Origin of the sequence: Sporolactobacillus sp. THM19-2 (assembly GCF_004153195.1) — a bacterium.
GTDB lineage: Bacteria > Bacillota > Bacilli > Bacillales > Sporolactobacillaceae > Sporolactobacillus.
In genome coordinates, this window is sequence record NZ_SEMC01000012.1 from 21,648 (window position 1) to 46,597 (window position 24,950).

The 24,950-nt window shown below is 45.9% G+C and carries 28 protein-coding genes and 5 tRNA genes; 27 read left to right on the forward strand and 6 right to left on the reverse strand.

Going from position 1 to position 24,950, the window contains the following annotated elements:
* Positions 1-15: 15 nt before the first annotated feature.
* From EWH91_RS09590 to EWH91_RS09670, 17 genes are all read left to right on the forward strand, one after another.
* Complete coding sequence (locus EWH91_RS09590) at positions 16-480, forward strand: hypothetical protein (RefSeq protein WP_129929831.1); 465 nt, start codon at positions 16-18, stop codon at positions 478-480.
* Between the two features lie 355 nt (positions 481-835).
* A complete protein-coding gene (gene yqfC / locus EWH91_RS09595; RefSeq protein WP_129929832.1) occupies positions 836-1,132 on the forward strand; it encodes a sporulation protein YqfC in 297 nt (98 codons plus the stop codon).
* 69 nt (positions 1,133-1,201) lie between these two features.
* Positions 1,202-2,416: a sporulation protein YqfD gene (yqfD, locus tag EWH91_RS09600; protein WP_129929833.1), complete on the forward strand. Its 1,215-nt coding sequence runs from the start codon at positions 1,202-1,204 to the stop codon at positions 2,414-2,416.
* Between the two features lie 176 nt (positions 2,417-2,592).
* Positions 2,593-3,492, forward strand: a complete 900-nt coding sequence (locus EWH91_RS09605) for a PhoH family protein (protein ID WP_206184320.1) — start codon at positions 2,593-2,595, stop codon at positions 3,490-3,492.
* A gap of 65 nt (positions 3,493-3,557) precedes the next feature.
* Positions 3,558-5,705, forward strand: a complete 2,148-nt coding sequence (locus tag EWH91_RS09610; protein WP_129929835.1) for an HD family phosphohydrolase — start codon at positions 3,558-3,560, stop codon at positions 5,703-5,705.
* Positions 5,702-6,178, forward strand: coding sequence for an rRNA maturation RNase YbeY (gene ybeY, locus EWH91_RS09615; RefSeq protein ID WP_129929836.1), 477 nt, complete (start codon positions 5,702-5,704; stop codon positions 6,176-6,178). Before EWH91_RS09610 ends, ybeY begins: the two co-directional genes overlap by 4 nt.
* Positions 6,175-6,558 (forward strand): diacylglycerol kinase family protein, encoded by a 384-nt coding sequence (locus EWH91_RS09620; protein ID WP_129929837.1) that lies wholly within the window; start codon positions 6,175-6,177, stop codon positions 6,556-6,558. Before ybeY ends, EWH91_RS09620 begins: the two co-directional genes overlap by 4 nt.
* Before the next feature lie 18 nt (positions 6,559-6,576).
* Positions 6,577-6,978, forward strand: coding sequence for a cytidine deaminase (locus EWH91_RS09625; RefSeq protein ID WP_129929838.1), 402 nt, complete (start codon positions 6,577-6,579; stop codon positions 6,976-6,978).
* Positions 6,971-7,876, forward strand: a complete 906-nt coding sequence (gene era / locus EWH91_RS09630) for a GTPase Era (RefSeq protein WP_129929839.1) — start codon at positions 6,971-6,973, stop codon at positions 7,874-7,876. Before EWH91_RS09625 ends, era begins: the two co-directional genes overlap by 8 nt.
* A 99-nt stretch (positions 7,877-7,975) precedes the next feature.
* Complete coding sequence (locus tag EWH91_RS09635; protein WP_129929840.1) at positions 7,976-8,119, forward strand: YqzL family protein; 144 nt, start codon at positions 7,976-7,978, stop codon at positions 8,117-8,119.
* A gap of 48 nt (positions 8,120-8,167) precedes the next feature.
* Positions 8,168-8,932 (forward strand): DNA repair protein RecO, encoded by a 765-nt coding sequence (gene recO, locus EWH91_RS09640; RefSeq protein ID WP_129929841.1) that lies wholly within the window; start codon positions 8,168-8,170, stop codon positions 8,930-8,932.
* Positions 8,933-8,979: 47 nt separating this feature from the next.
* A complete protein-coding gene (ccpN, locus tag EWH91_RS09645) occupies positions 8,980-9,609 on the forward strand; it encodes a transcriptional regulator CcpN (protein ID WP_129929842.1) in 630 nt (209 codons plus the stop codon).
* Positions 9,610-9,862: 253 nt separating this feature from the next.
* A complete protein-coding gene (locus EWH91_RS09650) occupies positions 9,863-10,318 on the forward strand; it encodes a DUF188 domain-containing protein (protein ID WP_129929843.1) in 456 nt (151 codons plus the stop codon).
* Between the two features lie 38 nt (positions 10,319-10,356).
* Positions 10,357-12,171 (forward strand): DNA primase, encoded by a 1,815-nt coding sequence (gene dnaG, locus EWH91_RS09655; protein ID WP_129929844.1) that lies wholly within the window; start codon positions 10,357-10,359, stop codon positions 12,169-12,171.
* Between the two features lie 21 nt (positions 12,172-12,192).
* Positions 12,193-13,299: an RNA polymerase sigma factor RpoD gene (rpoD, locus tag EWH91_RS09660; RefSeq protein ID WP_129929845.1), complete on the forward strand. Its 1,107-nt coding sequence runs from the start codon at positions 12,193-12,195 to the stop codon at positions 13,297-13,299.
* Positions 13,300-13,652: 353 nt separating this feature from the next.
* Complete coding sequence (locus EWH91_RS09665; protein ID WP_129929846.1) at positions 13,653-14,390, forward strand: tRNA (adenine(22)-N(1))-methyltransferase; 738 nt, start codon at positions 13,653-13,655, stop codon at positions 14,388-14,390.
* 55 nt (positions 14,391-14,445) lie between these two features.
* The gene (locus EWH91_RS09670) at positions 14,446-15,567 is read left to right on the forward strand and encodes a Nif3-like dinuclear metal center hexameric protein (protein WP_129929847.1); all 1,122 of its coding nucleotides are present in this window, start codon (positions 14,446-14,448) and stop codon (positions 15,565-15,567) included.
* 161 nt (positions 15,568-15,728) lie between these two features.
* On the opposite strand, the gene EWH91_RS09675 is transcribed toward EWH91_RS09670, so the two are convergent.
* Entirely contained in the window at positions 15,729-16,721 is a 993-nt protein-coding gene (locus EWH91_RS09675) for a 4-hydroxy-3-methylbut-2-enyl diphosphate reductase (protein WP_129929848.1), read from the reverse strand.
* 92 nt (positions 16,722-16,813) lie between these two features.
* Positions 16,814-17,311, reverse strand: coding sequence for a VrrA/YqfQ family protein (vrrA, locus tag EWH91_RS09680; RefSeq protein ID WP_326407606.1), 498 nt, complete (start codon positions 17,309-17,311; stop codon positions 16,814-16,816).
* Between the two features lie 331 nt (positions 17,312-17,642).
* On the opposite strand from vrrA, the gene EWH91_RS09685 reads away from it, so the two are divergent.
* The gene (locus EWH91_RS09685; RefSeq protein WP_129929850.1) at positions 17,643-18,536 is read left to right on the forward strand and encodes a deoxyribonuclease IV; all 894 of its coding nucleotides are present in this window, start codon (positions 17,643-17,645) and stop codon (positions 18,534-18,536) included.
* 56 nt (positions 18,537-18,592) lie between these two features.
* On the opposite strand, the gene EWH91_RS09690 is transcribed toward EWH91_RS09685, so the two are convergent.
* On the reverse strand, positions 18,593-18,859 hold the full coding sequence (locus EWH91_RS09690; RefSeq protein ID WP_129929851.1) for a DUF2624 family protein: 267 nt from the start codon (positions 18,857-18,859) through the stop codon (positions 18,593-18,595).
* Between the two features lie 251 nt (positions 18,860-19,110).
* Here EWH91_RS09690 and EWH91_RS09695 point away from each other — a divergent pair, with 251 nt between their 5' ends.
* The 3 genes from EWH91_RS09695 to EWH91_RS09705 all read left to right on the forward strand — a co-directional run bounded on the left by EWH91_RS09695 (position 19,111) and on the right by EWH91_RS09705 (position 21,258).
* On the forward strand, positions 19,111-20,100 hold the full coding sequence (locus tag EWH91_RS09695; RefSeq protein WP_240697322.1) for an ATP-binding protein: 990 nt from the start codon (positions 19,111-19,113) through the stop codon (positions 20,098-20,100).
* A gap of 92 nt (positions 20,101-20,192) precedes the next feature.
* Complete coding sequence (locus EWH91_RS09700) at positions 20,193-20,555, forward strand: hypothetical protein (protein WP_129929852.1); 363 nt, start codon at positions 20,193-20,195, stop codon at positions 20,553-20,555.
* Between the two features lie 124 nt (positions 20,556-20,679).
* Positions 20,680-21,258, forward strand: a complete 579-nt coding sequence (locus EWH91_RS09705; RefSeq protein ID WP_129929853.1) for a nitroreductase family protein — start codon at positions 20,680-20,682, stop codon at positions 21,256-21,258.
* 75 nt (positions 21,259-21,333) lie between these two features.
* On the opposite strand, the gene ispG is transcribed toward EWH91_RS09705, so the two are convergent.
* Positions 21,334-22,443, reverse strand: coding sequence for a flavodoxin-dependent (E)-4-hydroxy-3-methylbut-2-enyl-diphosphate synthase (gene ispG / locus EWH91_RS09710; RefSeq protein ID WP_129929854.1), 1,110 nt, complete (start codon positions 22,441-22,443; stop codon positions 21,334-21,336).
* Between the two features lie 100 nt (positions 22,444-22,543).
* Positions 22,544-22,861, reverse strand: a complete 318-nt coding sequence (locus EWH91_RS09715; protein ID WP_129929855.1) for a LysM peptidoglycan-binding domain-containing protein — start codon at positions 22,859-22,861, stop codon at positions 22,544-22,546.
* Between the two features lie 167 nt (positions 22,862-23,028).
* Between EWH91_RS09715 and EWH91_RS09720 the strand changes: the two genes are divergently transcribed.
* The 6 genes from EWH91_RS09720 to EWH91_RS09745 all read left to right on the forward strand — a co-directional run bounded on the left by EWH91_RS09720 (position 23,029) and on the right by EWH91_RS09745 (position 24,236).
* Entirely contained in the window at positions 23,029-23,655 is a 627-nt protein-coding gene (locus tag EWH91_RS09720) for an NfeD family protein (protein ID WP_129929856.1), read from the forward strand.
* A gap of 164 nt (positions 23,656-23,819) precedes the next feature.
* Positions 23,820-23,894, forward strand: a tRNA-Asn gene (locus EWH91_RS09725).
* 1 nt (position 23,895) lies between these two features.
* A tRNA-Met gene (locus EWH91_RS09730) sits at positions 23,896-23,969 on the forward strand.
* Positions 23,970-23,988: 19 nt separating this feature from the next.
* Positions 23,989-24,061 (forward strand) — tRNA-His (locus EWH91_RS09735).
* Positions 24,062-24,064: 3 nt separating this feature from the next.
* Positions 24,065-24,141 (forward strand) — tRNA-Ile (locus tag EWH91_RS09740).
* A 6-nt stretch (positions 24,142-24,147) separates the two neighbouring features.
* A tRNA-Ser gene (locus EWH91_RS09745) sits at positions 24,148-24,236 on the forward strand.
* A 189-nt stretch (positions 24,237-24,425) separates the two neighbouring features.
* Here EWH91_RS09745 and EWH91_RS09750 read toward each other — a convergent pair.
* Positions 24,426-24,800 carry a YmaF family protein gene (locus EWH91_RS09750; RefSeq protein ID WP_129929857.1) on the reverse strand — a complete coding sequence of 125 codons (375 nt, stop codon included), beginning with the start codon at positions 24,798-24,800 and terminating at the stop codon, positions 24,426-24,428.
* Between the last annotated feature and the right edge of the window lie 150 nt (positions 24,801-24,950).

Here is a 24,950-nt window from a genome sequence, read left to right on the forward strand (position 1 = left end):
GGAGTTGTCTCCTCCATGAGTTTTGTCGGAATCATCATTGCCGTTATCGCTTTCATTTTCTATATTGCCCGCTCGGTTGAAAAACAAAATGAGAATGAACGAAAACGGCGTCAGGAAAGAAGAGGGAGAATTGAGCCTGGTAAGATGATTCCTGTGTCTGATTCTAAAGATCAGATTCCGGATCAACCCGTACAGGAAAAAAAGCCTGAACCTGAAAGTGAAACAGTTCCTGACCTTCCTGCTTCCAGTGAATGGCAGAAAAAAATGCTTGAAGCCAGTCGCCGTCTGGAAAAAGCAGGTGCCGGGAAAGAGGGGCCTCCGGACAAACCGTTTCCTGCGAAGAAGCCGGAATCCCCTGGACCCGGAGACTGGATACATCAACCTGAACGGGTCCGTCAGGCGTTCATTCTCTCTGAATGTATCGGAAAACCACGTGCTTTACGCCCGCACCGTTTTTATAAACGGCCATATACACGATGAACAAGCCCCCCCTTCAAAAGGGGTAGTTTGTTCTAAGGCTTATAAGATAAACCATGGATTACCGGCCAGCGTCTCAAGCGCTGGCCATATTTTCCTTCGTCTCCTTTTATTTCCCCATTAATGGACGTTCGTATACTCAGCGCTCCAGAAGCCTTCGTATTCCCGTTTAACGTACTAAAGTCCATAAAGCAAGAATCGCTGACGGGCAGGTCGCAGGTACCGGCTGAATCCTGGTTGTATCGACTTTAATCATCGTGTGAAAACAAACAGTAAAGACCTGCAGTGAAAACTGCGGGCTTTTTTAGTGCTATGCCGGTTTTATCAGTCATATGGTGGTTATGAGGTGGGATTGATCATGAGAAAATGGCCCGATAAGCTCAGAAAGTGGTTTACGGAAGTTTCCGACCTTCCGGAAGACGTCATAACAGGCTTACCGAGAATCACACTGATCGGACAATCCAGCCTCAGTATCGAAAATCATCATGGAGTGATTGCTTTTTCAGAGAATGAACTGGTCCTTGCGATGGATTCCCGAAAGCTTCACATAGCTGGTGAAGGTTTTGTCCTGGAATATATTGCCGGAACAGAAATAGAGCTCAAAGGACTTGTTCAGAAGATCTATTACCAGGAAGAGCAGCAGGCTATGAAGTGATCAAGGAAAAATCTTTATTTATAAAGCCATAAATTGAGGCTCAAACATAGTATACAAGGAGGACATGAATTGAAAAACCGGATTCAGCAGAGTACGAGCCGGTTAAAGGTGGAAATAAAAGGAGATCAACCCGAACGCTTTTTAGCCGTATGCAGGACGCTGGGTATTCCGCTCTGGCAGGTCAGGCGTATAAATGGGACAACTCTTGTCTGTACCCTGCCTGTTCAGAACCCATCGACGTTAAAGCGACTGGTTAAGAAAAGCGGGTGTCGTATTCATATCATAAAGAAAACCGGCATCGCCTTTTCGTGGAGAAAAATTCAGATACAAATCGGTTCCGTCATCGGTATCTTTTTCTTTATCTTTATCCTGATTATTTTATCAAACATGGTCTGGTCTGTTCAGATTAAGGGAGCCGATCCGGAACTTGAAGAACGTATACGTACCTTGTTAAAAGAGCAGCATCTGTATGTCGGTACTCTGGATATTTTCGTACCTGACTCCGGACAAATCGAAGACAGCCTGACCTCCAGTCTGACTAAAGTCACCTGGATTGGCGTCTCACGGGAGGGGACAACTTATCATATCGATGTGGTTCAGAAGAAATATGCCGAAAAGAAGAAACCGGCGGGTCCAAGAAATCTCATAGCGGCAAAGCCGGCCGTGATCCACCAAATGTTTGTCGAGAAAGGACAGCCGGTAGTTGAAAGCAGCCAGTTTGTCAGGCGGGGGCAATTGCTCGTTTCGGGCAGGACCGGGTCGGACAAGTCTCCGAAATTTGTCTCTTCAGAGGGGAAAGTCATTGGTGAAACCTGGTATCAGTCGGAAACGTCTGTGCCTCTGACAAGCCGTTACAGCCTTTATACCGGAAAGTCCAGTAAGCAGTACCGTCTGTCGTTCTGGAACGTTCAGATCCCTTTGTGGGGGCTTAAATCGAAACCGTACAATACCTTCAGTAAAGAAACAGTCAAAAAGAAAGTACGTTTTCTTCTTTGGGAGCTTCCCGTTACCTGGAGTCGGACTCTTTATCGGGAAAAAAAGGTATCTGAAAGGCGGTTAACACAAGAGGAGGCCCTGGAGGAAGCAAAACGGACGGCGGTAAATAAACTGCTTGGCCGGCTTCCTCAGGGTGCGAAGGTGGTATCCACTAAAGTGGATCAGAAAGCGCAGTCAGGAAGGGGAGAGCTTGTGGTTAAAAGCCACCATGTCGTTTATGAAGATATTGTCCGTCCCCAGGCGCTGGATCCGGCAGCGGAAAAGAAAAAGGAAGGGGGAAAAAAGTAATCGCCTGTCGATAAATAATGCGGGAGTTCATGCGATTAAAAACGGATTGGAATTCAATAGATCACATATGGTAAAATGAGAGAAACGCAGAAGCAACCGAGGGGGATAAATAGAGCTTGCCAGAACGCCATTTATATAAAATTTCATTAGACCTGGATAATGCAAATGAAGCACTGATGCTTTTTGGCCCGGGAGATGCTCATTTAAAAATTATAGAAAAGACTCTGGGCATTTCAATCGTCACCCGGGGTGGTACAATCAGTGTCTCTTCTGAGAAAGAGGAGGACGCAGCAAGAGTTGAAGAAGTGTTACGTGCACTCCTTCGGCTGATCAGGCGCGGGATATCTGTGACCGAACGGGATGCAGTGTACGCCCTGAAGATGGCTGAAAATGGTCAGCTGGAAAGTTTCGGCCGCCTCTATGATGATGAAATCGTGACAAATGCCAAGGGGAAGCCCATTCGTGCGAAAACCCTGGGACAAAAGCGATACATCGAAGCGATAGAAAAACATGATATGGTTTTTGCCATAGGTCCGGCCGGTACGGGGAAGACGTATCTTGCTGTTGTCATGGCCGTAACCGCTTTGAAAAATGGCAGAATTAAAAGACTGATCCTGACTCGTCCGGCAGTTGAGGCCGGTGAAAATCTTGGCTTTCTTCCGGGGGACCTTAAAGAAAAGGTTGATCCCTATCTTCGCCCGCTTTATGATGCATTACATGATGTGCTCGGAGCAGAGCATACACTCCGACTGCTGGATCGCGGAACGATTGAAATTGCTCCCCTTGCTTATATGAGAGGCCGGACACTGGAAGATGCCTTTGTGATCCTTGATGAAGCGCAAAACACAACACAGGAACAGATGAAAATGTTTCTGACCCGTCTGGGTTTCGGTTCAAAAATGATTATCACCGGAGATGTGACACAGGTAGATCTTCCCAAGGGGAAAAAATCAGGATTGATAACGGCAAGGGAACTTCTGGAGCATATAGAAGGAATCGCTTTTGTTTCTTTAAAAAGTACGGATGTTGTCCGCCATCCACTGGTACAGAAAATTATTGAAGCCTATGGAGACTGAATCGACCTTAACGGACAGGTTGGGGAAATATAACAGGTGACTAGTGAAATTTCGGAGGCACTGCAATGAAATCTTCATCTGGAATAATTAATAAGCTGAAGGACGTATCTCTAAAATTTGTCACCGGCTGGAGCGTTGCAGCTATTGTCGGCATTGTTTTGTATGCCCTTATGATCGGCAGTGTCCTTCCGAAGAATCCGGATGTCAGACTTCATGAAGTAGCGACCCATGACATTCAGGCACCTGTTGATGTGGTTGATACACAGGCGACTGAATTAAGAAAACAGGAAGCGATGGAGTCCACCCCCTCTGCATATGCCTACAATAAAAGTCTGGCGCTGATGCAGGTTGAGAAGGTTGGCGATCTGTTTGACACCATCGATCAGGTAAAAAAAGAAGATCATATTGATGCAGAATCTTCGCCAAAGGATCAGGATAAGGCGACACAGCGCATTTCTGATAGCCTTGCTGAAACTCCGGATGCGAATATATCGCCGTCTGCACTCAAGTCTTTGCTGACTGCTTCTGAAAATGAAATAAGTATTGCAGAGGATATGGCAAGTACCAGCATTTACGAAGCGATGAGCCAGAAAATCGGTTGGAATGATCTGCAGCGTGTTCAGGAAAGATCTGCAGTATCCCTGCCGACATCTGTTCTCAATGACGACATCAGGAAGGCACTTAATGAAGTGCTCCAGAGCTACATAACAGCGAATTATTCACTGGATACAAAGGCAACACGGCAAAATAAGCAAGAAGCAGCAAGCAACGTCGACAGCGTAGTGATTCATCAGGGAGAAGTGATTGTCAGAAAGGGCGAGCTGGTCACCAACGATATGATGCGCCAGCTGAAACTGGTTGGCATTATCGATGAAAAGTTTAATGCACTTCCATTTATTGGTTTATTTCTGCTTACAGCTTTTATCACTTCAATTTTCTGGTTTGAATATAAGCGTTTCAGAGAAAGGAACCGGAACAGATCCATCAAGTATTTGTATATTTATGCGCTCGTTTTTCTCGGCACGGCAGGTATTATTAAGATCTGCAGTTACCTGGGCCTGACAGGTGTCCATGGATTGTACCTGATTATTCCAGCCGCGGTTGGACCCCTGCTTATCCGTATGCTGCTCAGTGAGCGTCTTGCTCTGGTTTCAGGTGTACTGCTGGCACTGGCAGGCAGTGTTATTTTTGGTATCGATATCAAAGCTGCACTTTTCGATGCGCCGATGACTGTCTATCTCATGTTCTCCTCCATCACCGGAGCCCTTGTCCTTGGCCGCCGATCGAGACCGAGGGTTCTTCAGACCGGGTCGATCATTGCCTCTGTAAACGCCGTAACGCTATTAGCCCTCATGATGTTTCAGAATCAGCCATTTTCTTTAACCGGTACCAGTCTGTCGATTGGTTTTGCCCTCTTATCCGGGTTCCTGTCTGTTATTTTAGCTAATGGTGTGATGCCCCTGTTTGAAGCCGGCTTTGGTATTCTGTCCCCCTTCCGGTTGATTGAACTGTCGAATCCCAGCCAGCCATTGCTGCGAAAAATACTGATTGAGGCGCCGGGGACCTATCATCATAGTGTCATGGTGGCAAATCTTGCAGAGCGGGCCTGCGAAGCGATCGGCGCAAACGGTCTGCTTGCGAGAGTGGCGGCCTATTATCACGACATCGGTAAAACGAAGCGGCCAAAATTTTTCGTTGAAAATCAGCTGGACGGGGTTAACCCTCATGAAAAAATATCACCTCAGCTGAGCCGGACCATCATCTTCTCGCATCCGTATGATGGGGCTGATATCCTGAGGAACCATCATTTTCCTAAGGAGATCATTGATATTGCCGAACAGCATCATGGGACAACCCTTCTGCGCTATTTTTATGTCAAAGCACAGGAGCAGAGCGAAAAGCCGATACCGGAAAGTGAATTCCGATATCCCGGGCCCAAAGTCCAGACGAAAGAAGCCGCAGTGGTCGAACTGTCTGACAGTATTGAAGCTGCAGTACGTGCAATGAAAAAACCGACACAATTAAAAGTCCAGAATCTGGTAAAAAGTATTTTTAGCGATCGACTGAGCGATGGACAATTTGATGAATGTGATATTACGCTGAAAGAATTAAAAGCAGTGGAGAAGTCGATCGATGAGACGCTGCGCGGGGTCTATCATTCAAGAATTGAATACCCCAAAGAACTTAAGATTAAAAAGGTGAATGTCAGATGACGATGATCATTGATATGCATGATGAAACAGAGGAATTAAATGAACAGCAGCAAAGGTGGATCATCCGGCTGCTTAACCATGCTTCAGAAGTACTTCAGCTCGTTGGAGAGATTGAATGCTCGCTGACATTTGTGGGAAATGAACGGATCAGGGAGATAAACCGCCAATATCGTGGAATTGATCGCCCAACCGATGTCATTTCGTTTGCTCTGGAAGAAAAAGCAGATGATGAGGCTCCTCTTCATCTGGGTAAAGGAGAGCCACGTGTTTTAGGTGATATCATCGTTTCCCTGAAGAAAGCTCATGAACAGGCAGCAGAATATGGACATTCTTTTGAACGGGAACTTGGTTTTCTTGTTATTCATGGACTTCTGCATCTGCTGGGTTATGACCATACGACAGAGCAGGAAAAGAAAGAGATGTTCGGGCTTCAGGAAAAAATTCTTGAGTCGTTTGGGCTGAAACGTTTATGAAAAGGTATCCGGCAGAACATCGCAAACACAAAAAGCTGCCGAGGAGTTTTGTGGATGCCATTTCAGGTTTTCGTCTCGCTGTTCTTCAGGAACGGAACATCCGGCTTCAGTTGTTTGCAGCAGTTGTTGTACTGATTTTTTCCCTGGTTATTGGCGTCTCGCGTTCCAATCTTCTGATCATCCTGATACTGATTGGCGGGGTGATCAGCCTGGAACTGGTAAATACTGCTGTGGAAAGGGCGGTAGATCTTGTGACGAGGGAGCCTCATCCTATGGCTAAAGCGGCAAAAGATGCTGCAGCGGCAGCTGTCTGGTGGTTTTCGGTCATTGCAACCATTATTTTCGCTATTATCCTTTATACAACTTTTATGACAGAATGAAAAAAAGGTGGATCTATTATGGACGACAGACGTCTGATTGAGGCAGCGAAAAAAGCAATGGAAAAGGCCTATGTTCCTTATTCACATTTTCATGTGGGTGCAGCGCTGATGACAAAGTCAGGGAAAGTGATCACGGGCTTTAATATCGAGAACGCCGCGTATTCCGTCTGCAACTGTGCCGAAAGAACAGCTATTTTTAAGGCTTTTTCAGAGGGTATAAAAGATTATACGGCATTGGCAGTCATTGCCGAGAGCCCGCGACCGGTCACTCCATGCGGGGCGTGCCGGCAGGTGATGAGTGAACTTTGTCCGAAAGATATGCGCGTTATTCTGGCCAATACGGCTGGAAAAACACAGACCACAACCGTTGCAGAACTGCTCCCCGGGGCTTTTAATTCGGAGGATATGGACCATGAGTAAAACATTTAAATCCGGTTTTGTCGCCATTGTCGGCAGGCCAAATGTGGGGAAATCTACTTTATTGAACAGAGTTCTTGGCCAGAAAATAGCCATCATGAGCGACAAGGCACAGACAACACGCAATAAAATTCGCGGTATCTATACCACAGACGAAGAACAGGTTATTTTTATTGATACACCAGGAATACATAAACCGAAACATCGTCTCGGCGAAGTCATGACGTCGCTCGCCCTGGATACCCTGAATGAGGCCGATCTGATCCTGTTTTTGATCGATGCGGAACAAGGTTATGGAAGAGGCGATCAGTTTATCATCGATTTTCTGAAAAAAACGGAATCTCCCGTTTTTCTTCTTGTGAATAAAATCGATAAGGTTCATCCGGATGACCTGTTGCCGCTGATTGACCGCTATCGTCAGTTATATACATTCAGCGAAGTGATTCCGCTGTCCGCACTTCAGGGGCAGAATGTTTCCGCGCTGTTAGGTCAGATCAAGGCTTATCTTCCGGAAGGACCAAAGTATTATCCCGAAGATCAGGTCACCGATCATCCCGAGCGCTTTATTGCTGCTGAATTGATTCGTGAGAAGATCCTTCAGATGACTCGTGATGAAGTGCCACACTCCGTAGCCGTGATCATCGATAAGATGAAAAGAAAATCGGGGCGGAACCTCACGGATGTTCAGGCGACCATTATGGTTGAACGTCCTTCACAGAAAGGAATTATTATCGGGCGTGCCGGCAGCATGCTGAAGAAGATCGGGACACTGGCCAGAAAAGAAATAGAAGCGATGCTTGGTTCCAGAGTATTCCTTGAATTATGGGTGAAAGTAGATAAAAACTGGCGGGACAAAGATGAAGAATTAAAAAACTTCGGATATATGGACCGTGATGAGTAAAAGTCCTGAAGTCCTGAATGAATTGACAATCATTTCTTCTCATGAAAATCTTCATTTCGTAAAAACTAAGCATGAGGTTTAAATGGGGGGATGAAACAAATGCAGGATCTGACTTGGCGTATATTCTGTATGACGGGGAGCATTGATTCTTACCTGCTCATGAAAGAGATGGAAAATGAAAATAACCGGCCGGCGGAGGAAAAAAGCACCATTCAGGAAATTTCAGAAGAATCCGGTCAATAAATTTTATCCCGAAGGCGGAGTATATAGAGAAACTGGGTGATCGCTTTGATGGTCAAAGCGAAGGGCATTGTTATTCGAACAACAGATTATGGGGAATCAAATAAAATTCTGACCCTATACACGGCGGATTTTGGAAAGATCGGGCTCATGGCGCGGGGAGCAAGGAAGCCACGCAGTACACTATCCGGCGTCAGTCATGTCCTTTTTTATGGTATGTGCCTGTTTAACAGGGGAAGAGGTCTTGGATCCCTTTATCAGGCTGAGTCCATTCATACCTTTCGCGGCATTATGGCCGATATCAGAAGCACAGCATATGCGGCGCTTATTGTGGAACTTCTCGATCGATTAACAGAAGACAACAAACCCTTTCCCGGACTTTACCGCCTGCTTCGTGATACACTGGTAAAGATTGATAAAGGTACAGATGCCGCAGTGCTTGCGGCCATTTTTTCGATAAAATTGATGCGGATAGCCGGAATTGATCCACAGGTCGATCACTGTCTGAAATGTGGTGAAAAGAAGAAATCCTATCGCTTTTCCATTTCCGGAGGGGGGTTCCTTTGTCCTGACTGTGCTCAGTCCGATCCTTATGCTATTCCAATGACTTTACGCGCTTCAACACTGATTTCGCTTTTTAAAAGGATTCCGCTCGAAAGGATCGGTACCGTTTCAGTGAAACCCGATACGATTCGGGAAATAGAGGCGCTGATCGCTGCTTATTACGAGCAAAATGCAGGCATTAAATGTCGGTCCAGAAGATTCATAGAACAACTTAGTCATTTTAAAGCCGATAATAAATCCTCGTCTCAATAAACAGGGACGGAGAGTTCAGAAATAGATGAGTAAGAGAGGGAAACCGCATGGAACTGAATGAACGCCAGAAAAAAATTATCGAGATTGTTAAAAAATCAGCTCCGGTTACAGGAGAATCGATAGCTGAACAGCTGAACATCGCCCGTGCGACGTTACGTCCCGATCTGGCACTATTAACCATGGCCGGCTTTCTCGATGCCCGGCCGCGTGTCGGTTATTTTTATACAGGCCAGACCCTTCATTCATTGTTTTCCGAGCAGTTGGCGAAACTTAAAGTCATTGACTTTCTTTCCTTTCCGGCAGTAATAAAAGAAGACGCTTCTGCGTATCAGGCGGTATGTGATATGTTTACCGAGGATGTAGGTTCACTGTTTGTCATCGATGAAAACGGCTATCTGACTGGTGTCACTTCACGCAAGGATCTGCTCCGTACGGCCATCGGCACGCAGGATATGAATCAGGTACCCGTCAGCATGATCATGTCGCGTATGCCGAATATTGTCTGCTGCCATGAACAGGATTCTGTGATTGATGTGGCAGAAATGTTGATTTCAAGACAGGTCGACGCTGTTCCGGTAGTCCGTGACCATGAACATGGGCTGGAAGTGATCGGTCGCATGACAAAAACCAATATAACGAGGGCGTTCGTCAAACTGGCGAAAGGTACTGTGGAGTGATGCCGGTCCGAATCACAGGGAAAAACTTGCACATCGGTCAAGATTTATTGGGTTCAACGATCAATCAGCGGGGGATGAAGGAAGCCCCACTGATGATCTGATGCATATATATTGCCAGAGTTTATGAATTTGGTTATAATAAGCTTTTGTGAATCTAAGGGACATGCATGTCATTTTTGATAATATTTTAAAAATAAAAACATAACAGGAGAAGCAGGAATTCTATGCCCTGAACGAGAATGTGAATATAGAGATGAAAAAAACCACGTTATTTGTCGATGCGGATGCATGTCCTGTTACGGAAGAGATTAGACAGATTACCGCCCGGTTTGGCGTTTCCCCTGTGTTCGTTGCCAGTTATGCCGGATACCGGCGGGATGATCATGCAGAAGAAAAGTGGATTTATGTCGACCAGGAAAAGGAGGCTGCCGACCTTTATATCGTCAATCATGCGTGCAGGGGAGATGCAGCGGTAACCCAGGATATGGGACTGGCCGGCCTTCTGACAGGCCGGGGGATATCGGTTCTCTCCATCTATGGGAAACAGATCCGCGACCAGGATATTCCGCAGATCCTGCATAAACGATATCTGTCATATAAATCACTCCAATCCGGCAGGAAAATCAGAGGACCCAGGCGGTTTTCTGACCGGGATCGGAAAAATTTTTCATTTGCCTTGACAAATTTGTTATGCCGTTTGATTCATTAGGATATAAATAAGTAGTAATGTTGGTGGTGCATGATGTTTTGCAACTACAGCAAAGGGCAATTGAGAAAATCAGAAAATCTCTTGATATAGTGGAAGTTATCAGTGATTATGTGCAGCTTAATAAGCAGGGTAAGAATTATATGGGACTTTGTCCCTTTCACAGTGAACGGACACCGTCTTTTTCCGTTTCCCCTGACAAACAGCTTTATCATTGCTTTGGTTGTGGTGCCGGTGGCAACATCTTTACATTTGTTATGGAGATTGAGGGGCTGTCTTTCCCGGATGCAGCTCAGTTTCTTGCAGACAAGGCCCAGATAGATCTTGGCGGGTTACCTGATCAGCACAGGTCGCCCGGCCATTCTAAAGATCAATCCAGAAAGCTTCTTCTGGATGGTTTTGAACTGTTAACCAAATTTTATCATTATTTGCTCGGAACTTCAAAGTATGGGGGGCCTGCTGTACGTTATCTTAAAGACCGTTCATTCAGTCCGGAAATGATTAAGCAGTTCAGAATCGGATATGCGGTAAACAGCTGGAATGCTGCCACATCTCTGATTCAGAAGAGAAAGATCAGTCTGGATCAGATGGAACGTGCAGGGCTGATTGCTAAACGCGGTTTTGATAACCAGTATTTTGACCGTTTTCGCAACCGAATCATTTTCCCAATATGTAATATGCGGGGGCAGACCGTTGCATTCGGTGGAAGAACGGTCGGTGATGATAAACCGAAATATTTGAACTCACCTGAGTCGCCTGTCTTTCAAAAGGGACGAATCCTGTATGGTTATCATATTGCCCGGCAGCACATCAGGAAAAGTAATCAGGTCGTCCTTCTTGAAGGCTATGTGGATGTTGTGCGGGCGCATCAGGCAGGCATCCAAAACAGCGTTGCCTCTATGGGCACCTCACTGACAGAGGAACAGGCAGCCATACTTACAAGGGTGGCCGATACGATTATTATCTGCTACGACTCGGATACGGCAGGGATTGAAGCAAGTTTTCGTGCTTCAAACATGTTGAAGGGAAACGGTAAAATTGTTAAAATCGCTAAGATGCCTGAAGGATTGGACCCCGATGACTACATTTGCAAGTTTGGCGGCGAACGTTTTAAGAGGGATGTAATAGGGGCAAGCCAGACGTTGATGACATTCAAGATGGATTACTTCCGCAGAAAAAGGAATCTCAGTGATGAAGGAGATCGACTGCTTTATATCGAAGATGTATTGGGTGAAATCACTGCGTTAAACAGAGCGGTGGAACGTGATCATTACCTGAGACTTCTCTCTGAGGAATTTTCGATTTCTCTTGACGCCCTGAAAAGGCAGGAAACGCAGATGTATTATGCGGCCAAAAAACGTGAAAAGGGCGAGAAACATGCAGCAGAAACCACACCGATCAACCGGGACAACCGGATTGCTCCCGCCTACGAAATGGCAGAGCGAAGACTGCTCGCAAGAATGATGAGAAGCAGGGAGATAACGGAACGTGTCAGAAAATCGGTGGGGGGACTGTTTCACTCGGAAATCGACCAGGCACTGGCCGCCGGTCTGTATGCCTATTATGATGACGGGAATCCACCTGATGAAGGTCTTTTTATCCAGCAAATTGAGGATCCTTTACTTCAAAAGAGAGCGGTGGAATTATCCATGATTTCTATGAGTCCCCAGGCGGAGGAACAGGAGATATCGGACTGTATCCATCAAGTCATCAGGCATTCAAAATCATCGATGATCTCGGAGCTGGAAGAGAAGAGAAAACAGGCAGAGCAAAGTGGCCGATATTCAGAGGCTGCACAGATTTTGTCCCGGATCATCGATATGAAGAAACAACTGGATACAAATTTCGCTGAGTAAGCGTCGGAAGGAGGGGATCAAATGGCCGGCAAAACGAGTAAGGCGGAACCGGAACTGACCGCAGATCAGGAAAAAGAACGGCTTCTTGAATTAGGAAAGAAACGGGGTCACCTGACCTATCAGGAAATTGCAAACCGTCTTGCGCCATTTGATCAGGAACCGGAACAAATGGATGAATTTTACGAGATGCTTGCCGATCAGGGCGTTGATGTCTCGGATGAATCCGAAGAATCCGATTCTGATAAAAATAACAAAGAAGAAGCATTCGATTTAAACGATCTGAGTGTACCACCAGGCGTGAAAATCAATGACCCGGTCAGAATGTACCTGAAAGAAATCGGGCGTGTTGATCTGCTGTCTGCAGACGAGGAGATTGCACTGGCCAAACGAATACAAGCCGGAGATGAAGAAGCCAAGAGACGTCTGGCAGAAGCCAACCTGCGTCTTGTTGTAAGTATCGCTAAAAGATACGTGGGGCGTGGCATGCTGTTTCTCGACCTGATTCAGGAAGGGAATATGGGCCTGATTAAGGCGGTCGAAAAATTCGACTACACTAAAGGATTTAAATTCAGCACCTATGCGACATGGTGGATCCGCCAGGCCATCACCCGGGCCATTGCCGATCAGGCGAGAACAATCCGTATTCCGGTTCATATGGTTGAAACGATCAATAAGCTGATTCGTGTCCAAAGGCAGCAGCTTCAGGATCTGGGCAGAGAACCCACTCCTGAAGAGATCGGAAAAGAAATGAATTTATCTCCCGAAAAGGTCAGAGAAATTCTGAAGATTGCACAGGAACCCGTTTCTCTTGAAACGCCAATCGGCGAAGAGGACGACTCGCACCTCGGCGACTTCATTGAGGACCATGATGCCAAAGCGCCGTCTGATGCAGCTGCCTATGAGCTTCTTAAGGAGCAGCTCGAAGATGTGCTGGACACACTCACCGACCGTGAGGAAAATGTGCTCAGACTTCGCTTCGGACTTGATGACGGACGTACTCGGACACTGGAAGAGGTCGGAAAAGTCTTCGGAGTAACAAGAGAACGGATCAGACAGATTGAGGCAAAGGCTTTGCGTAAACTTCGTCACCCGAGCCGGAGTAAACAGCTGAAAGATTTTCTGGATTGACAGACATGTCACACGCCCGCTCCCAAAAAGGAGCGGGATTTCTTTTCAGCATAGCTTTGTGATGTGTGATCATCATTAGACCTGTCATTGAATGAACAGGTAAAGAAGGCTCAGATCATTCAGCAGGATCATTTTAAGATCCTGCCTTTGTTTTAAATGAAAATGAAAACGTTATCAACAAAAAATACCTGGCGGCGCTCGGGCATTTCTTTTGATATTTCAGGATAAAATAAATCTTTTATAGAAAAAAAGTCAGAAAAACTTCGGCGTGCCTGTGACCTGCCACTCGGCAGATTTTTGTTCAATGTGTTACGATAACAGGGAATTGACTGAACATATAAGGAAAGTGAAAAATGAAAGACATCCATTTATCTGAGCGATTGTGCGCTGTTTTGAATTTTATCCCCGATCGTTGTGTACTGGCGGATATCGGGTCTGATCATGCGCTTCTTGCCTGTAAAGCAGTTGAGGATGGTCGTGCGATTCGGGCGATTGCAGGTGAAGTTCGTGTCGGGCCTTTCAGGCGGTCTGAAGAAGGTGTACGAAACCGGGGACTGGACGAGATGGTGTGTGTACGACTGGGTGACGGACTTTCTGTTCTTGCTCCCGGTGAAGCGGATTGTATTGTCATCGCCGGGATGGGAGGGGAATTAATAACGGATATTCTGCAGAGGGGAAGGGACAGGCTGAACGAACAAACGACTTTAATTCTGCAGCCGAATATCCGGGAGCCGTTATGTCGTTCGTGGCTGGCCGCTCATCACTGGGCCGTCCTCGATGAGCATATTGTTGAAGAAGGGTCACATTTCTATGAAATCATTCTCGCGAAATACGCCGTGACCGGATGTACAGAATTAAGTGAATCCGAATGTATCATGGGTCCGGTTTTATCAAAGAAACAATCGCCTGTTTTTATAAAAAAATGGCTGAAGAGAGAAAAGAAACTGCATCAGATTCTAAGTGCAATAGATCATTCCGTTCAGAAGCCGTCGCCATCCATTCTAATGAAAAAAAGGCAGTGTGTTAAAGAAATGAAGATGATTCAGAACTGCCTGCGAAGGTATTTTAAAACGATAAAGGAGAAACAGTAGCACCAAGTTCAGTTCAAATCGCAGCGATTACTGTGATGTCAGGAGGAGGATGCATATGAACCAATGGATTTCAGGCCAGCGTCTTATTCAGCGTTTTGAGGAGTGGGTACCTGAATCACTAGCCTTTGAAAATGATAAAATCGGACTTCTGATCGGGACGTTGAACAAAGACATCAAAAAGGTTATGGTGACGCTTGATGTTCTGGAAAATGTCGCGCAGGAAGCTGCCGACAAACATGTGGATTTGATCATTGCCCATCATCCGGTCATTTTTCACCCATTAAAAAATGTGCGATCAGATGCCGGACAAGGGAAAATTGTCACGAAGTGCGTGAAGCATGATGTCGCCGTATATGCGGCACATACCAATCTGGATATCGCTGAGGGCGGGGTAAATGATATGCTGGCGAAGCAGCTTGGCCTCCGCCGGACACAGATTCTTAAACCGACCCAAAGTGAGCCACTCTATAAACTCACGGTGTATGTACCGGAAAGTCATATACAAACGGTTAGAAAGGCTATTGGAGATGCCGGCGCCGGCGCCATTGGCAGGTACAGCCACTGCACGTTCACTGCGAGAGGAAAGGGCACCTTTCTGCCGGAAGAAGGAACGCACCCCTATATTGGTGCCCATGGGAAGCTGGCTTATGCTGATGAAGGTAGAATTGAGACTATTGTGCCTGAACATCTGCTGAAAAAGGTCATCAGCCGAATGCTGAAGGTGCATCCTTATGAAGAAGTGGCTTACGACGTCTATCCCCTGAAAAATGAAGGGGTGACTTATGGACTCGGAAGAATAGGAGAACTTGAGGAACCGGCAGTCTTCGGGGACTACTGCCGTGAAGTGAAACAAAAACTGGGTGTAGACGGGTTGCGCGCCGTCGGAAACTTGAAGGATAAGGTCAGAAAAATTGCGGTATGCGGCGGCGACGGGAACAGTCTGATCCCTTATGCCAGATATCGCGGGGCGGATGTTCTGATCAGCGGTGATATTTATTACCATACCGCACACGATGCCCTGCTGGCCGGTCTGAAAGTCATCGATGCGGGACATCATATTGAATCCGTGATGAAAAAAGGCGTTCAACACTATTTACAAAAAGTGATCAAAGAGGAAGGGTGCGACACGGAAGTGATTGTCTCAGATGCACGAACGAATCCCTTCCGTTTCTTTTGATCCCTTTATATTCCATTTTTATGAAGAAAGGTTCAGAAAACCGTCCCCTGCGACCTGCAGTCGGTCAGTTTTTCTTCATCCTGACGGAGAGTCGTAAATATTCCGTCAGGAGATTAATGAAGGGCATCCGCTTTGTGGCGGATGCCCTTTTTGCTGATTTATCAGACGGATTTAGATTTTCCCATCCTGCGCCTGCGGTGGATATGGTTGAACTTTACCTTAGGCAGGATGTCCCTGTTTTTTGATGCCTTGCTTTCAGTAGACCAGGTTTCCGGGTTATCAGGATCATACTGGTCAAGAAATAAAATAACCTCTTTAGTCAGCTGAGTAGGCGTGGAAGCCCCTGCTGTGACTGCTACTGTATGTACATGCTCCAGCCAGGAGCGTTGGAGCTCGGAAAGATCAGCAATTCTATGGGCCGGCGTATGCGCAATTTCTCGGGATACCTGAGCAAGCCTGTTCGAGTTGTTGCTACGCGGATCACCGACAACAATCAGCAGATCAGCTTCTTTCGCCTGCCTGGCAACGGCCTCCTGACGGGTTTGTGTCGCACGACAAATTTCATTACAGGATTCAGCCTGAGGATATTTGTCCCTGATGTAGTTCATGATCTCCTGAACATCCCACTGGCTCATGGTTGTCTGATTGGTAATGATGATTTTTTCCGCATCAAGATGCAATCGATCGACATCATCGGCTGTTTCCACAAGATGTACTTTGTCGGGTGCTACGCCGACAGCACCTTCCGGCTCAGGATGTCCCTTTTTGCCAATATAAATGACATGATACCCTTCCTCTTTCTTCTTTTCAATCAACGTATGTGTTTTTGTCACGTCCGGACAAGTGGCATCTATTGTTGTCAAGCCTTTTTGTTCTGCTGTTTTTCGTACTTCAGGAGAGACGCCGTGCGCTGTAAATATGACGGTACCATGATCAATTTCCTTAAGAAGATCGATACGCTTTTCCCCGCGCGCGTCCAATGTGATAATGCCTTCTTTATCAAACGCATCAGTCACGTGTTGGTTATGAACAATCATGCCTAATATATATATGGGACGCGGTAAGTCCTTATTCATCGCAGCTTTTCTGGCAATAACAAGTGCGTCTACCACACCATAACAGTAGCCCCGCGGCGAGACTTTGATTACTTTCATTGTGTGTCCTCTCCGTTCTGCAGTAAGCATTCTGCACTAATCTTTATTATAGGGGACAAGTGATCATAACACAACGAAGGCTTCCGGGTCTCTCAGACGTACAGGCGGGGTTTTGACGGTTTTGTCACCTGTTGTGTCCCTTGTCGATTTTTCGCTTTTTTTACCCTGCGGTCGGACCGACTGTCTGTCACAGCTTTATTGTCAGAATCCGTTGCAGCATGAGCGCTAAGGCTATCCGTTTCCCTTTTTTCCGGCACAGCATCCATTTTGGCACGCTCAGGTTCGCGCTCCTGAACGGATGACTTTTCCTGGCTGCTCTCATCTGAGGACTGCAGGGTTTTTAAAATGCTCAGTATGGTCGGCGCGCTTTTAATCATCGGTCCGAATTGCTGAATCATGGGCAGGACGGTCTGGGCGGTCTGAATCGCTTTCTGTGCATTCATCAGCATACCTGTCAGGTTTAAACCACCGCCATTCTGACCTGCTCCGGATGACAGCAGAGAAGATACCATGCTGGCCAGACCACCTGGTGTCTGAGGCGGTACAGCAGGCGGCGGTGAAGGAGGCGGAAAAGGTGAACCCGGAAACAGAGGAGGGAATCCCCGTTGCGACGGTTGAGGGAAGGGCGGAGTCTGATGCTGTGGAAACATTTGCTGAAACGGATCTTGACCGAATGGGGGCATAATCATCCCTTCCTTTGTTTTTTTGTACTTTAAGTAAGCATAAAATTTTACGGGGGGAAAGATTTAGAAGACGTAACCTCCGGCGACGCCTGCGCTTTTCCGCCGGCAGTATTTTACCCATTGCTACTGATATCAGTGTATGTATTCTTCCCTGTCAGGTGAATACCTCAAACGTTCTGTGGGGAGAAAACAGTCAGAATATGTTAGAATGTTGATGTTAAGAAGAGGGGGGACGGATGTGCTGAAGATTGGTTCACATGTACATATGTCGGGTAAAAAAATGCTTCTCGGCGCCAGTGAGGAAGCTGCTGCTTTTGATGAAACCGTCATGATGATTTATACTGGCGCGCCACAGAATACAGCCAGGAAACCTGTAGAAAAACTGAATATCGAAGCCGGACGCGAACATATGAAAAAGCATCATATTGAGGAAGTTGTCGTTCATGCGCCGTATATTATAAATATTGCGAATACAGTAAAGCCGGAAACCTTTGCCCTGGGTGTGTCTTTTTTAAGAAAGGAAATTGACAGGGCAGAAGCGATTGGGGCCAGACAGATCGTGCTGCATCCGGGTGCGCATGTCGGAGCCGGAGTCGATACCGGCCTGAAAAAAATTATCGAGGGTTTAAACGAGGTGCTCGAAGCCCGGGACACGGTACAGATTGCCCTGGAAACCATGGCCGGGAAGGGCAGTGAATGCGGGTACCGGTTTGAGCAGCTGGCACAGATTATCGATGGTGTTCATCTGAATGAGAAACTGTCGATCTGCTTCGATACCTGCCATACCAGTGATGCCGGTTATCCTGTTAAGGATGATTTTGATGATGTATTAAATACTTTTGACAAGGTTATCGGCCTTGACCGGATGAAAGTGGTTCATGTTAATGACAGTAAAAATCCTCAGGGATCACATAAGGACAGGCACGCGAATATTGGACTGGGCTGTATCGGTTTTGATGCTTTGAATGCTATTGTTCACCACCCGCAGCTTTCCCATCTGCCTAAAATACTTGAAACGCCTTATGTCGGTGAGGACAGAAAGAATAAAAAACCACCATATAAATTTGAAATTGCCATGTTGAAGCAGGAGAAATTTAACAGCCATCTTCTGGATGATATTATGGCTCAATAGACCGGGAAATCAAAAACAGATCAGTGCGAAAACTGATCTGTTTTTTTGGCTTTTTTTCAATGAAATTGATCGATGATTTTATTGAATTGCTGCTGCAGTTTTTCAGCCAGGTCAGGGCCAATTTCATCGTCAAGAATTCTGCGTAGAGCGAGCTGACCGTTCGGGTGAAACAGGTCGAGATTCTTCCCTTGCACGCGTGATGCTATTCTTTTCGCCTGATTTTTTGAAACCGGAATCTGGTATTGTCTGGCTTGCTGAAACAGTTCATCTGCAGTGACTGAGTTGACTCTCTTATTAATGATGGCCTGAATAAGGGGATTCAATAAGGCTCCCTCCTGCTTGCGTGTATATCGTCGCTTCTGTTTAACCTATGAGAGCGGATTAAAAAAGATACAGGAAATCTAAAAATGGGCAGAATGTCAAATCGTGTCGAACAATATTCGTGTGTTTTTCTATGTCATTTGTCGCCGATCAAGTATAATTAGTGTAAACAAGAAAAAAGGGTCACTTAAAAATATAGAACAGTGATCAACATACGGGGAGCGCTTGAAATCAGGCATTAAGTAAAAGAGGAGTGATAACCATCATCTATCATGAATCCTTTTTAACCGTTTCTGAAAAAGACCTGTTTGAAAATCAGCTGTCTCTGGAAATACGCTTCTGCCTTGCTCCCGATGGCAGGATTATCGACTGCAATCAGAATGGTGACATTATGGTCAGACAGTTTGGACATTCCTTTTATGATTTTTTTACCAAAGACGCGGTGATTGAAGCAAAAGCCTTTCTGAATGCGATCCAGAAAGAGCCTGATATTGTTTCAGCCTTGCTCCATGACCGTATGAACGACAGGGACATGGGTATTTATTACAACGGCTTCTTCAAAAACGGGAAAATTTATCTTGCCGGTTACAGAACTGATCCATTGAAAAGGGCTGCAGCAGAATTTGCTCATGAGCTGAGGAATCCGCTGACTGTTATCAAGGGTTTTGTCCAATTGTCCACGTATACACAGGAATTTGATAAATATAACCGTACGATCTTATCGGAAATTGACAGGATGTATGGCATTCTGGATAATTTTCTGAAACTGACCCGGAAAAAAATAAATATGAAAAAAATGCTTCCGGACAAACTCTGCATGGCTCTCATTGCGTTCATTTCATCGGAATGCCTGGTTAAAAAGGTGACATTCGATTATGATATTGCCTTTTCTGTAAACGTATGCAATGTTGATTTATCAATGATTAAGCAAGTCATTCTGAATATGCTGAGAAACGCCCTGGAGGCCGTAGAGGGAAAAGAAGGGACAGAAAAAAAGATTTTTTTCCGTGGTTCGGTTGAAGACAGTGGGTATAGAATCTCATTGACCGATAATGGCCCGGGTATTGAAAATCGTCTTCTGAAACAGGTTGGGCGCCCCTTCTTCTCCACGAAAGAAAACGGGACAGGCGTTGGCTTGTCTCTATGTAAAAAGATTATCACAGAGCATCATGGCAGCTTTTGCCTCAGCAGTATGCCGGGAAAAGGAACGACTGCAAGCTTCAGTCTGCCATTTGCTGATTAGTGTTTACATTTTCATTTCCAATAAATGCATCATTAAAAGTGAAGATCTGAGTCACACTATAGGTGATCCTAAAAAGAAAGCGAGGGGTCACTATGGCTGGACGGGATCATGATGAAGAATCATTATATGATAAGCGGAATGCTTACAATAATGAGGAATATGCAAAGGAACTGGCAGCCGATCAATACGATCCGGAAGCCGCGAGACGAAACAGAGATGATAAGCCGCTGCATTCTGAAGGACGCCGGTCACTGGAAGGCGGGACAGGAATCGGCTGGCTCGCACTGATCATTTCTGCGTGCGCGCTTTTCTTTCTACCGATCGTACTGGGGATTGCCGGTATCATTATCGGCTATGTAGCGTATCGTCAGGGCGCCCGCACACTTGGTGGCTGGGCGATCGGAATCGGGATCGTTGCCGTTCTGATTCAATTACTGTCACCGTTATTCTGGTGACATTTTGGCAAAAAGGTGCTTTGTTCAGTCAAAGCGCCTTTTTGTACAGGCATTTTTCTTCAGAACAAAAAGTCACTGTGATAAAATTAAAGTGTGACAATATTGTGAAGAAGGAATGATATACATGGATGCGCTAGAAGTGATTAAAACGAGGAGATCTGTTCGAAAAGTGACCGAACAACAGCCTCCGAAAGAACTTATTGAAAAAATGCTGGATGCCGCCCGTCGCGCACCCAATCATTTTAATACAGAACCCTGGCATTTTACAGTGCTGACAGGGGAGGGACGTAATAAACTGGGAAAGGTATACGGGACCCTTAACCAGCAGAAACTTGAGAACCCTGATCAGGCAGCTCTGGATACAGCGATGAAAAAGGGCATTGCCAAGGCAAAGCGATCTCCTGTCGTGATCGTGATTTCAATTGAACCGAGCGATCAGCCAAAAGTCAAAAAAGTTGAGGAAATCGCAGCAACGGCCTGTGCCGTCGAAAATATGTGGCTGACAGCGCATGCACTTGGACTGGGAGCCATCTGGCGTACAGGTGATCCGTCATATACAGATCTCATGAAACAGTCCTTTGGTGTTTCAGAAGGGGGGCTGGTTCTGGGGTATCTTTATGTCGGATATCCGGAGCCCGGACTTACACCGAAGGCTCCGAAGCGTAAATCTGTAGATGAAATTTCAACCTGGGTTACAGAATAAGACTTCTATCCAATTTATATTTCAAAGTAAGACCCGGAGCATCTCGGAGCTCCGGGTCTTTCAGCAAGGAATCGGTCAGACATTCATTTTTTCCTGCTCAGCTTTTTTCTTTGCCTCATATTCAGCGGCCAGTTTGTCTATTTCAATCTTCAGTTCATCCACCATCCGGTCTTCAGGGACTTTTCTGATGATTTTTCCGTGACGGAAAAGCAGGCCCTCCCCATGCCCCCCGGCAATGCCGATATCTGCTTCACGTGCCTCACCTGGTCCGTTAACAGCGCAGCCAAGGACAGATACTTTAATGGGTGCATGGATATGATCAATGTATTCCTCAACTTGATTGGCAATCTTAATCAGATCAATCTGAATACGTCCGCAGGTCGGACACGAGACCAGGGTCGCTGCATTTGTCAGACCGAACGCTTTAAGTAATTCGCGGCAGACCCTTACCTCTTCAACAGGATCAGCAGAAAGAGAGATACGGATCGTATTGCCAATGCCTTCATGCAGAAGGATACCGAGTCCGGCTGCGCTCTTAATACTGCCTGAAAATTTAGTGCCGGATTCTGTAATCCCAAGGTGAAGAGGGTAATCAAAAGCATGTGCTGCTTTTTCATACGCTTCAACAGCCAGATTGATATTGGAGGCTTTCAGTGAAACCACAATGTCATGAAAGTCGAGATCTTCAAGAATTTTGATGTGATGCAGCGCGCTTTCAACCATCCCGTCAGCTGTCGGATAGCCGTATTTTTCCAGAATATGTCGCTCAAGAGAGCCTGCATTGACACCAATCCGGATCGGGATATGTTTGGCTTTTGCGGCACGGACGACGGCTTCGACATTTTCTCTTTTGCCGATATTTCCGGGGTTGATACGAATTTTGTCGGCACCGCCTTCAATTGCTTTTAGTGCCAGTTTGTAATTAAAGTGGATATCCACAACCAGAGGAATGTGAATCTGTTTTTTTATATCAGGGATTGCGAGTGCGTCCTCCATAGTCGGGCACGCTACGCGAACCAGCTGGCAACCCGCATTTTCAAGACGGTGAATTTGTGCAACCGTCGCTTCCACATCACGTGTTTTGGTTGTTGTCATGCTTTGTATAATGACTTCATTGGATCCGCCAATGATTAAATTTCCAACTTTTACTTTTCTGGTTTTTGTGCGATGCGTCATTTCAGACACGAAACATTCGCCCCTTTTATGAGTGAAAATGAATTATCTGCAAAAGATCCAGACAAATTCAGTATATCATGATTTGCTGTGAAATGCTGTGAATGGTTATTCAGTGTTTTTGATCATAGACAGGAAAAGCATAGGTTCTGCCAATTTGCAGATGGTTAGGATCGACTGAAGGGTTCAGCCTGGTAAAGTCCTGCATCACCTGCGAGATGTCAGGTACACTCTGGTTAACCCGTTCAATCACAGAGAGAAGGGTGTCGCCGGGCGTAACCATTATATTCTTATAAGGAATCGCCGTCTGCCGGGTTGATCCGGCATTTTCTCTGACCTGCTGCCCACCGGGAAGTGATCCGGAGGTCAGATCCGTATAACTTGTCCAGCAGGCAATAAGAAAGAGAATGGTAAAAATACGCCTCCTCATATCAATCATCTCCTTGAAACATATGTATGCGACAGGCAGTCCATTTATGCTGCCCGGCTAAAAAAATATTGTTGTATCTTTCCTGCCGGCTTCCCGTATGTTTTAATAAGATAGGGGTGTCTCTTTCGCATGAGTACGGGGGCCTCAGACAGAGAGGAGTGCTGACTTTGGACTATTTATCCTATCCTGCAGGCGGATTCTTTGTGATTCTGCTTGCTGCATGTTTACTTTTTGCCGAACTTCTCGTTAAGGGAAAAGGGATTCTTGCTATTCTTGGGAGCTTGCTTTTTATTTATTACTTCCATTATTTTCTGACTGATCAGGCTTCGATATGGATTGTTCTGCTGCTTATTGGCGGACTTCTGCTGATCATTATTGACGGTAAGCTGTTTACAACCGGTATTATCGGTATACTGGGATTCATTCTGATGATCCTTGGAGTAGCGCTGCCTGCACCGTCTCTGCTTTACGGCATGCTGGTTGGTATCGCGTTTATTATTGGTTCCTTTGCATCGTTACTGTTCAGAAAGTGGATTCCGCAGCGGGACTATCTTGACAAACTGCAACTGCATGAAAAGCTGTCCAGCGATAAAGGGTATAATTCAATTAATGAAGACTATAATGAGCTCGTTGGTAAGAAAGGGATCACACTGACGCCTTTTCATCCCGTTGGAACGGTGAAGATAGACGGGAAAAATTACAGTGCGATTACAGATGGCGTTTATCTTGATCAGCATGTGGCGGTTAAAGTCGTATCTGTCGATGGAACGAGGATTGTCATCGACAAAGACTGAATGAGGTTTTTGTTATTTTTTCCAGATTGGGGATCTATTTTACATTGTTATTTTCTTTCAGATATGATATATTACATCTTGTCGTTGGAAAAGCTGTGATGTCCGAAAATGCATATTGACAGGCGTTGCTGCTTATGTTAAATTAATTCTTGTTCTGATTTTGTTCCACAGTAGCTCAGCGGTAGAGCAATCGGCTGTTAACCGATTGGTCGCAGGTTCGAACCCTGCCTGTGGAGCCATGGCGGTGTAGCTCAGCTGGCTAGAGCGTACGGTTCATACCCGTGAGGTCGAGGGTTCGATCCCCCCCGCCGCTATTTTTTTGTGTATGTTATGGCGGTTATGGTGAAGTGGTTAACACACCGGATTGTGGTTCCGGCACGCGTGGGTTCGATCCCCACTAACCGCCCGTGGACCCTTAGCTCAATTGGTTAGAGCTGACGGCCCATAACCGTCCGGTTGTAGGTTCGAGTCCTACAGGGTCCACCATTCTTTGGAGGAATACCCAAGTTGGCTGAAGGGATCGGTCTTGAAAACCGACAGGGGCTTCACGGCTCGCGGGGGTTCGAATCCCTCTTCCTCCGCTTATAGTGTATCAGTTCCTATTCTTAAATGCTCAAAATCATTGTTAAATCAATGATTTTGAGCGTTTTTGCTTTTCAGGGATATAAAAGAAAATCAAATTATTTTGCGTCAATTTTGCACAAGATTTCATAATTCGTAACCTCCAGGAAACTTGTTATTTCAACGATGAGAGGAATGGGCTTAGGTGTTTATGTGCTTGTTTGACCAGAGTATTGGTGAGTGTGAGGATTAGCACCATTTACCGAGGTCGTTCCTCTAAATTCGTGATAGTGTCCTACATCTGGAAGCGGAATTGCAGGCCCTGTAACACCGGATATTTGATGTCTGTGTCCATCATCAACAGAAGTCACAGTGAAATATCGATGATTATGCGGGACACCAGTCGGAGCGGGTTCAGTCGTTCCGGCATATTGATGTCTGTGCCCTAAATCAAAAGAGGTAATGCCCCTGAATTGATGGCTATGCACAGGCACGCCGTCCCAACTCGTAATGAAAAGCTGATGGGAATGAAGCGGATCTGAATCATCAGAATGGAACATGAGACCAGTAACAGGGATTTCCATTAATTAGACTCCTTTGAATACAAAAGAATTTTGAAACAGTAATTTATATTCATAGGAATTGGATCTAGAACAAAAATGAGTTGAATTGAATGCTTAAAAGGACACCCGGGTGCCAGGTGCCCTTATGAAAGAAGGTGCTGAATGGATTTC

Bases quoted from the DNA above. Each gene is read 5' to 3' on its own strand.
- EWH91_RS09625 (WP_129929838.1), top strand. From the start codon at position 6,577: ATGGACGACAGACGTCTGATTGAGGCAGCGAAAAAAGCAATGGAAAAG.
- yqfC (WP_129929832.1), top strand. From the start codon at position 836: ATGAGAAAATGGCCCGATAAGCTCAGAAAGTGGTTTACGGAAGTTTCC.
- EWH91_RS09665 (WP_129929846.1), top strand. From the start codon at position 13,653: ATGAAAGACATCCATTTATCTGAGCGATTGTGCGCTGTTTTGAATTTT.
- EWH91_RS09590 (WP_129929831.1), top strand. From the start codon at position 16: ATGAGTTTTGTCGGAATCATCATTGCCGTTATCGCTTTCATTTTCTAT.
- EWH91_RS09670 (WP_129929847.1), top strand. From the start codon at position 14,446: ATGAACCAATGGATTTCAGGCCAGCGTCTTATTCAGCGTTTTGAGGAG.
- era (WP_129929839.1), top strand. From the start codon at position 6,971: ATGAGTAAAACATTTAAATCCGGTTTTGTCGCCATTGTCGGCAGGCCA.
- EWH91_RS09705 (WP_129929853.1), top strand. From the start codon at position 20,680: ATGGATGCGCTAGAAGTGATTAAAACGAGGAGATCTGTTCGAAAAGTG.
- ybeY (WP_129929836.1), top strand. From the start codon at position 5,702: ATGACGATGATCATTGATATGCATGATGAAACAGAGGAATTAAATGAA.
- EWH91_RS09750 (WP_129929857.1), bottom strand. From the start codon at position 24,800: ATGGAAATCCCTGTTACTGGTCTCATGTTCCATTCTGATGATTCAGAT.
- EWH91_RS09715 (WP_129929855.1), bottom strand. From the start codon at position 22,861: ATGAGGAGGCGTATTTTTACCATTCTCTTTCTTATTGCCTGCTGGACA.
- ccpN (WP_129929842.1), top strand. From the start codon at position 8,980: ATGGAACTGAATGAACGCCAGAAAAAAATTATCGAGATTGTTAAAAAA.
- EWH91_RS09675 (WP_129929848.1), bottom strand. From the start codon at position 16,721: ATGAAAGTAATCAAAGTCTCGCCGCGGGGCTACTGTTATGGTGTGGTA.
- recO (WP_129929841.1), top strand. From the start codon at position 8,168: ATGGTCAAAGCGAAGGGCATTGTTATTCGAACAACAGATTATGGGGAA.
- rpoD (WP_129929845.1), top strand. From the start codon at position 12,193: ATGGCCGGCAAAACGAGTAAGGCGGAACCGGAACTGACCGCAGATCAG.
- EWH91_RS09620 (WP_129929837.1), top strand. From the start codon at position 6,175: ATGAAAAGGTATCCGGCAGAACATCGCAAACACAAAAAGCTGCCGAGG.
- EWH91_RS09610 (WP_129929835.1), top strand. From the start codon at position 3,558: ATGAAATCTTCATCTGGAATAATTAATAAGCTGAAGGACGTATCTCTA.
- EWH91_RS09605 (WP_206184320.1), top strand. From the start codon at position 2,593: ATGCTTTTTGGCCCGGGAGATGCTCATTTAAAAATTATAGAAAAGACT.
- EWH91_RS09650 (WP_129929843.1), top strand. From the start codon at position 9,863: ATGAAAAAAACCACGTTATTTGTCGATGCGGATGCATGTCCTGTTACG.
- EWH91_RS09700 (WP_129929852.1), top strand. From the start codon at position 20,193: ATGGCTGGACGGGATCATGATGAAGAATCATTATATGATAAGCGGAAT.
- EWH91_RS09635 (WP_129929840.1), top strand. From the start codon at position 7,976: ATGCAGGATCTGACTTGGCGTATATTCTGTATGACGGGGAGCATTGAT.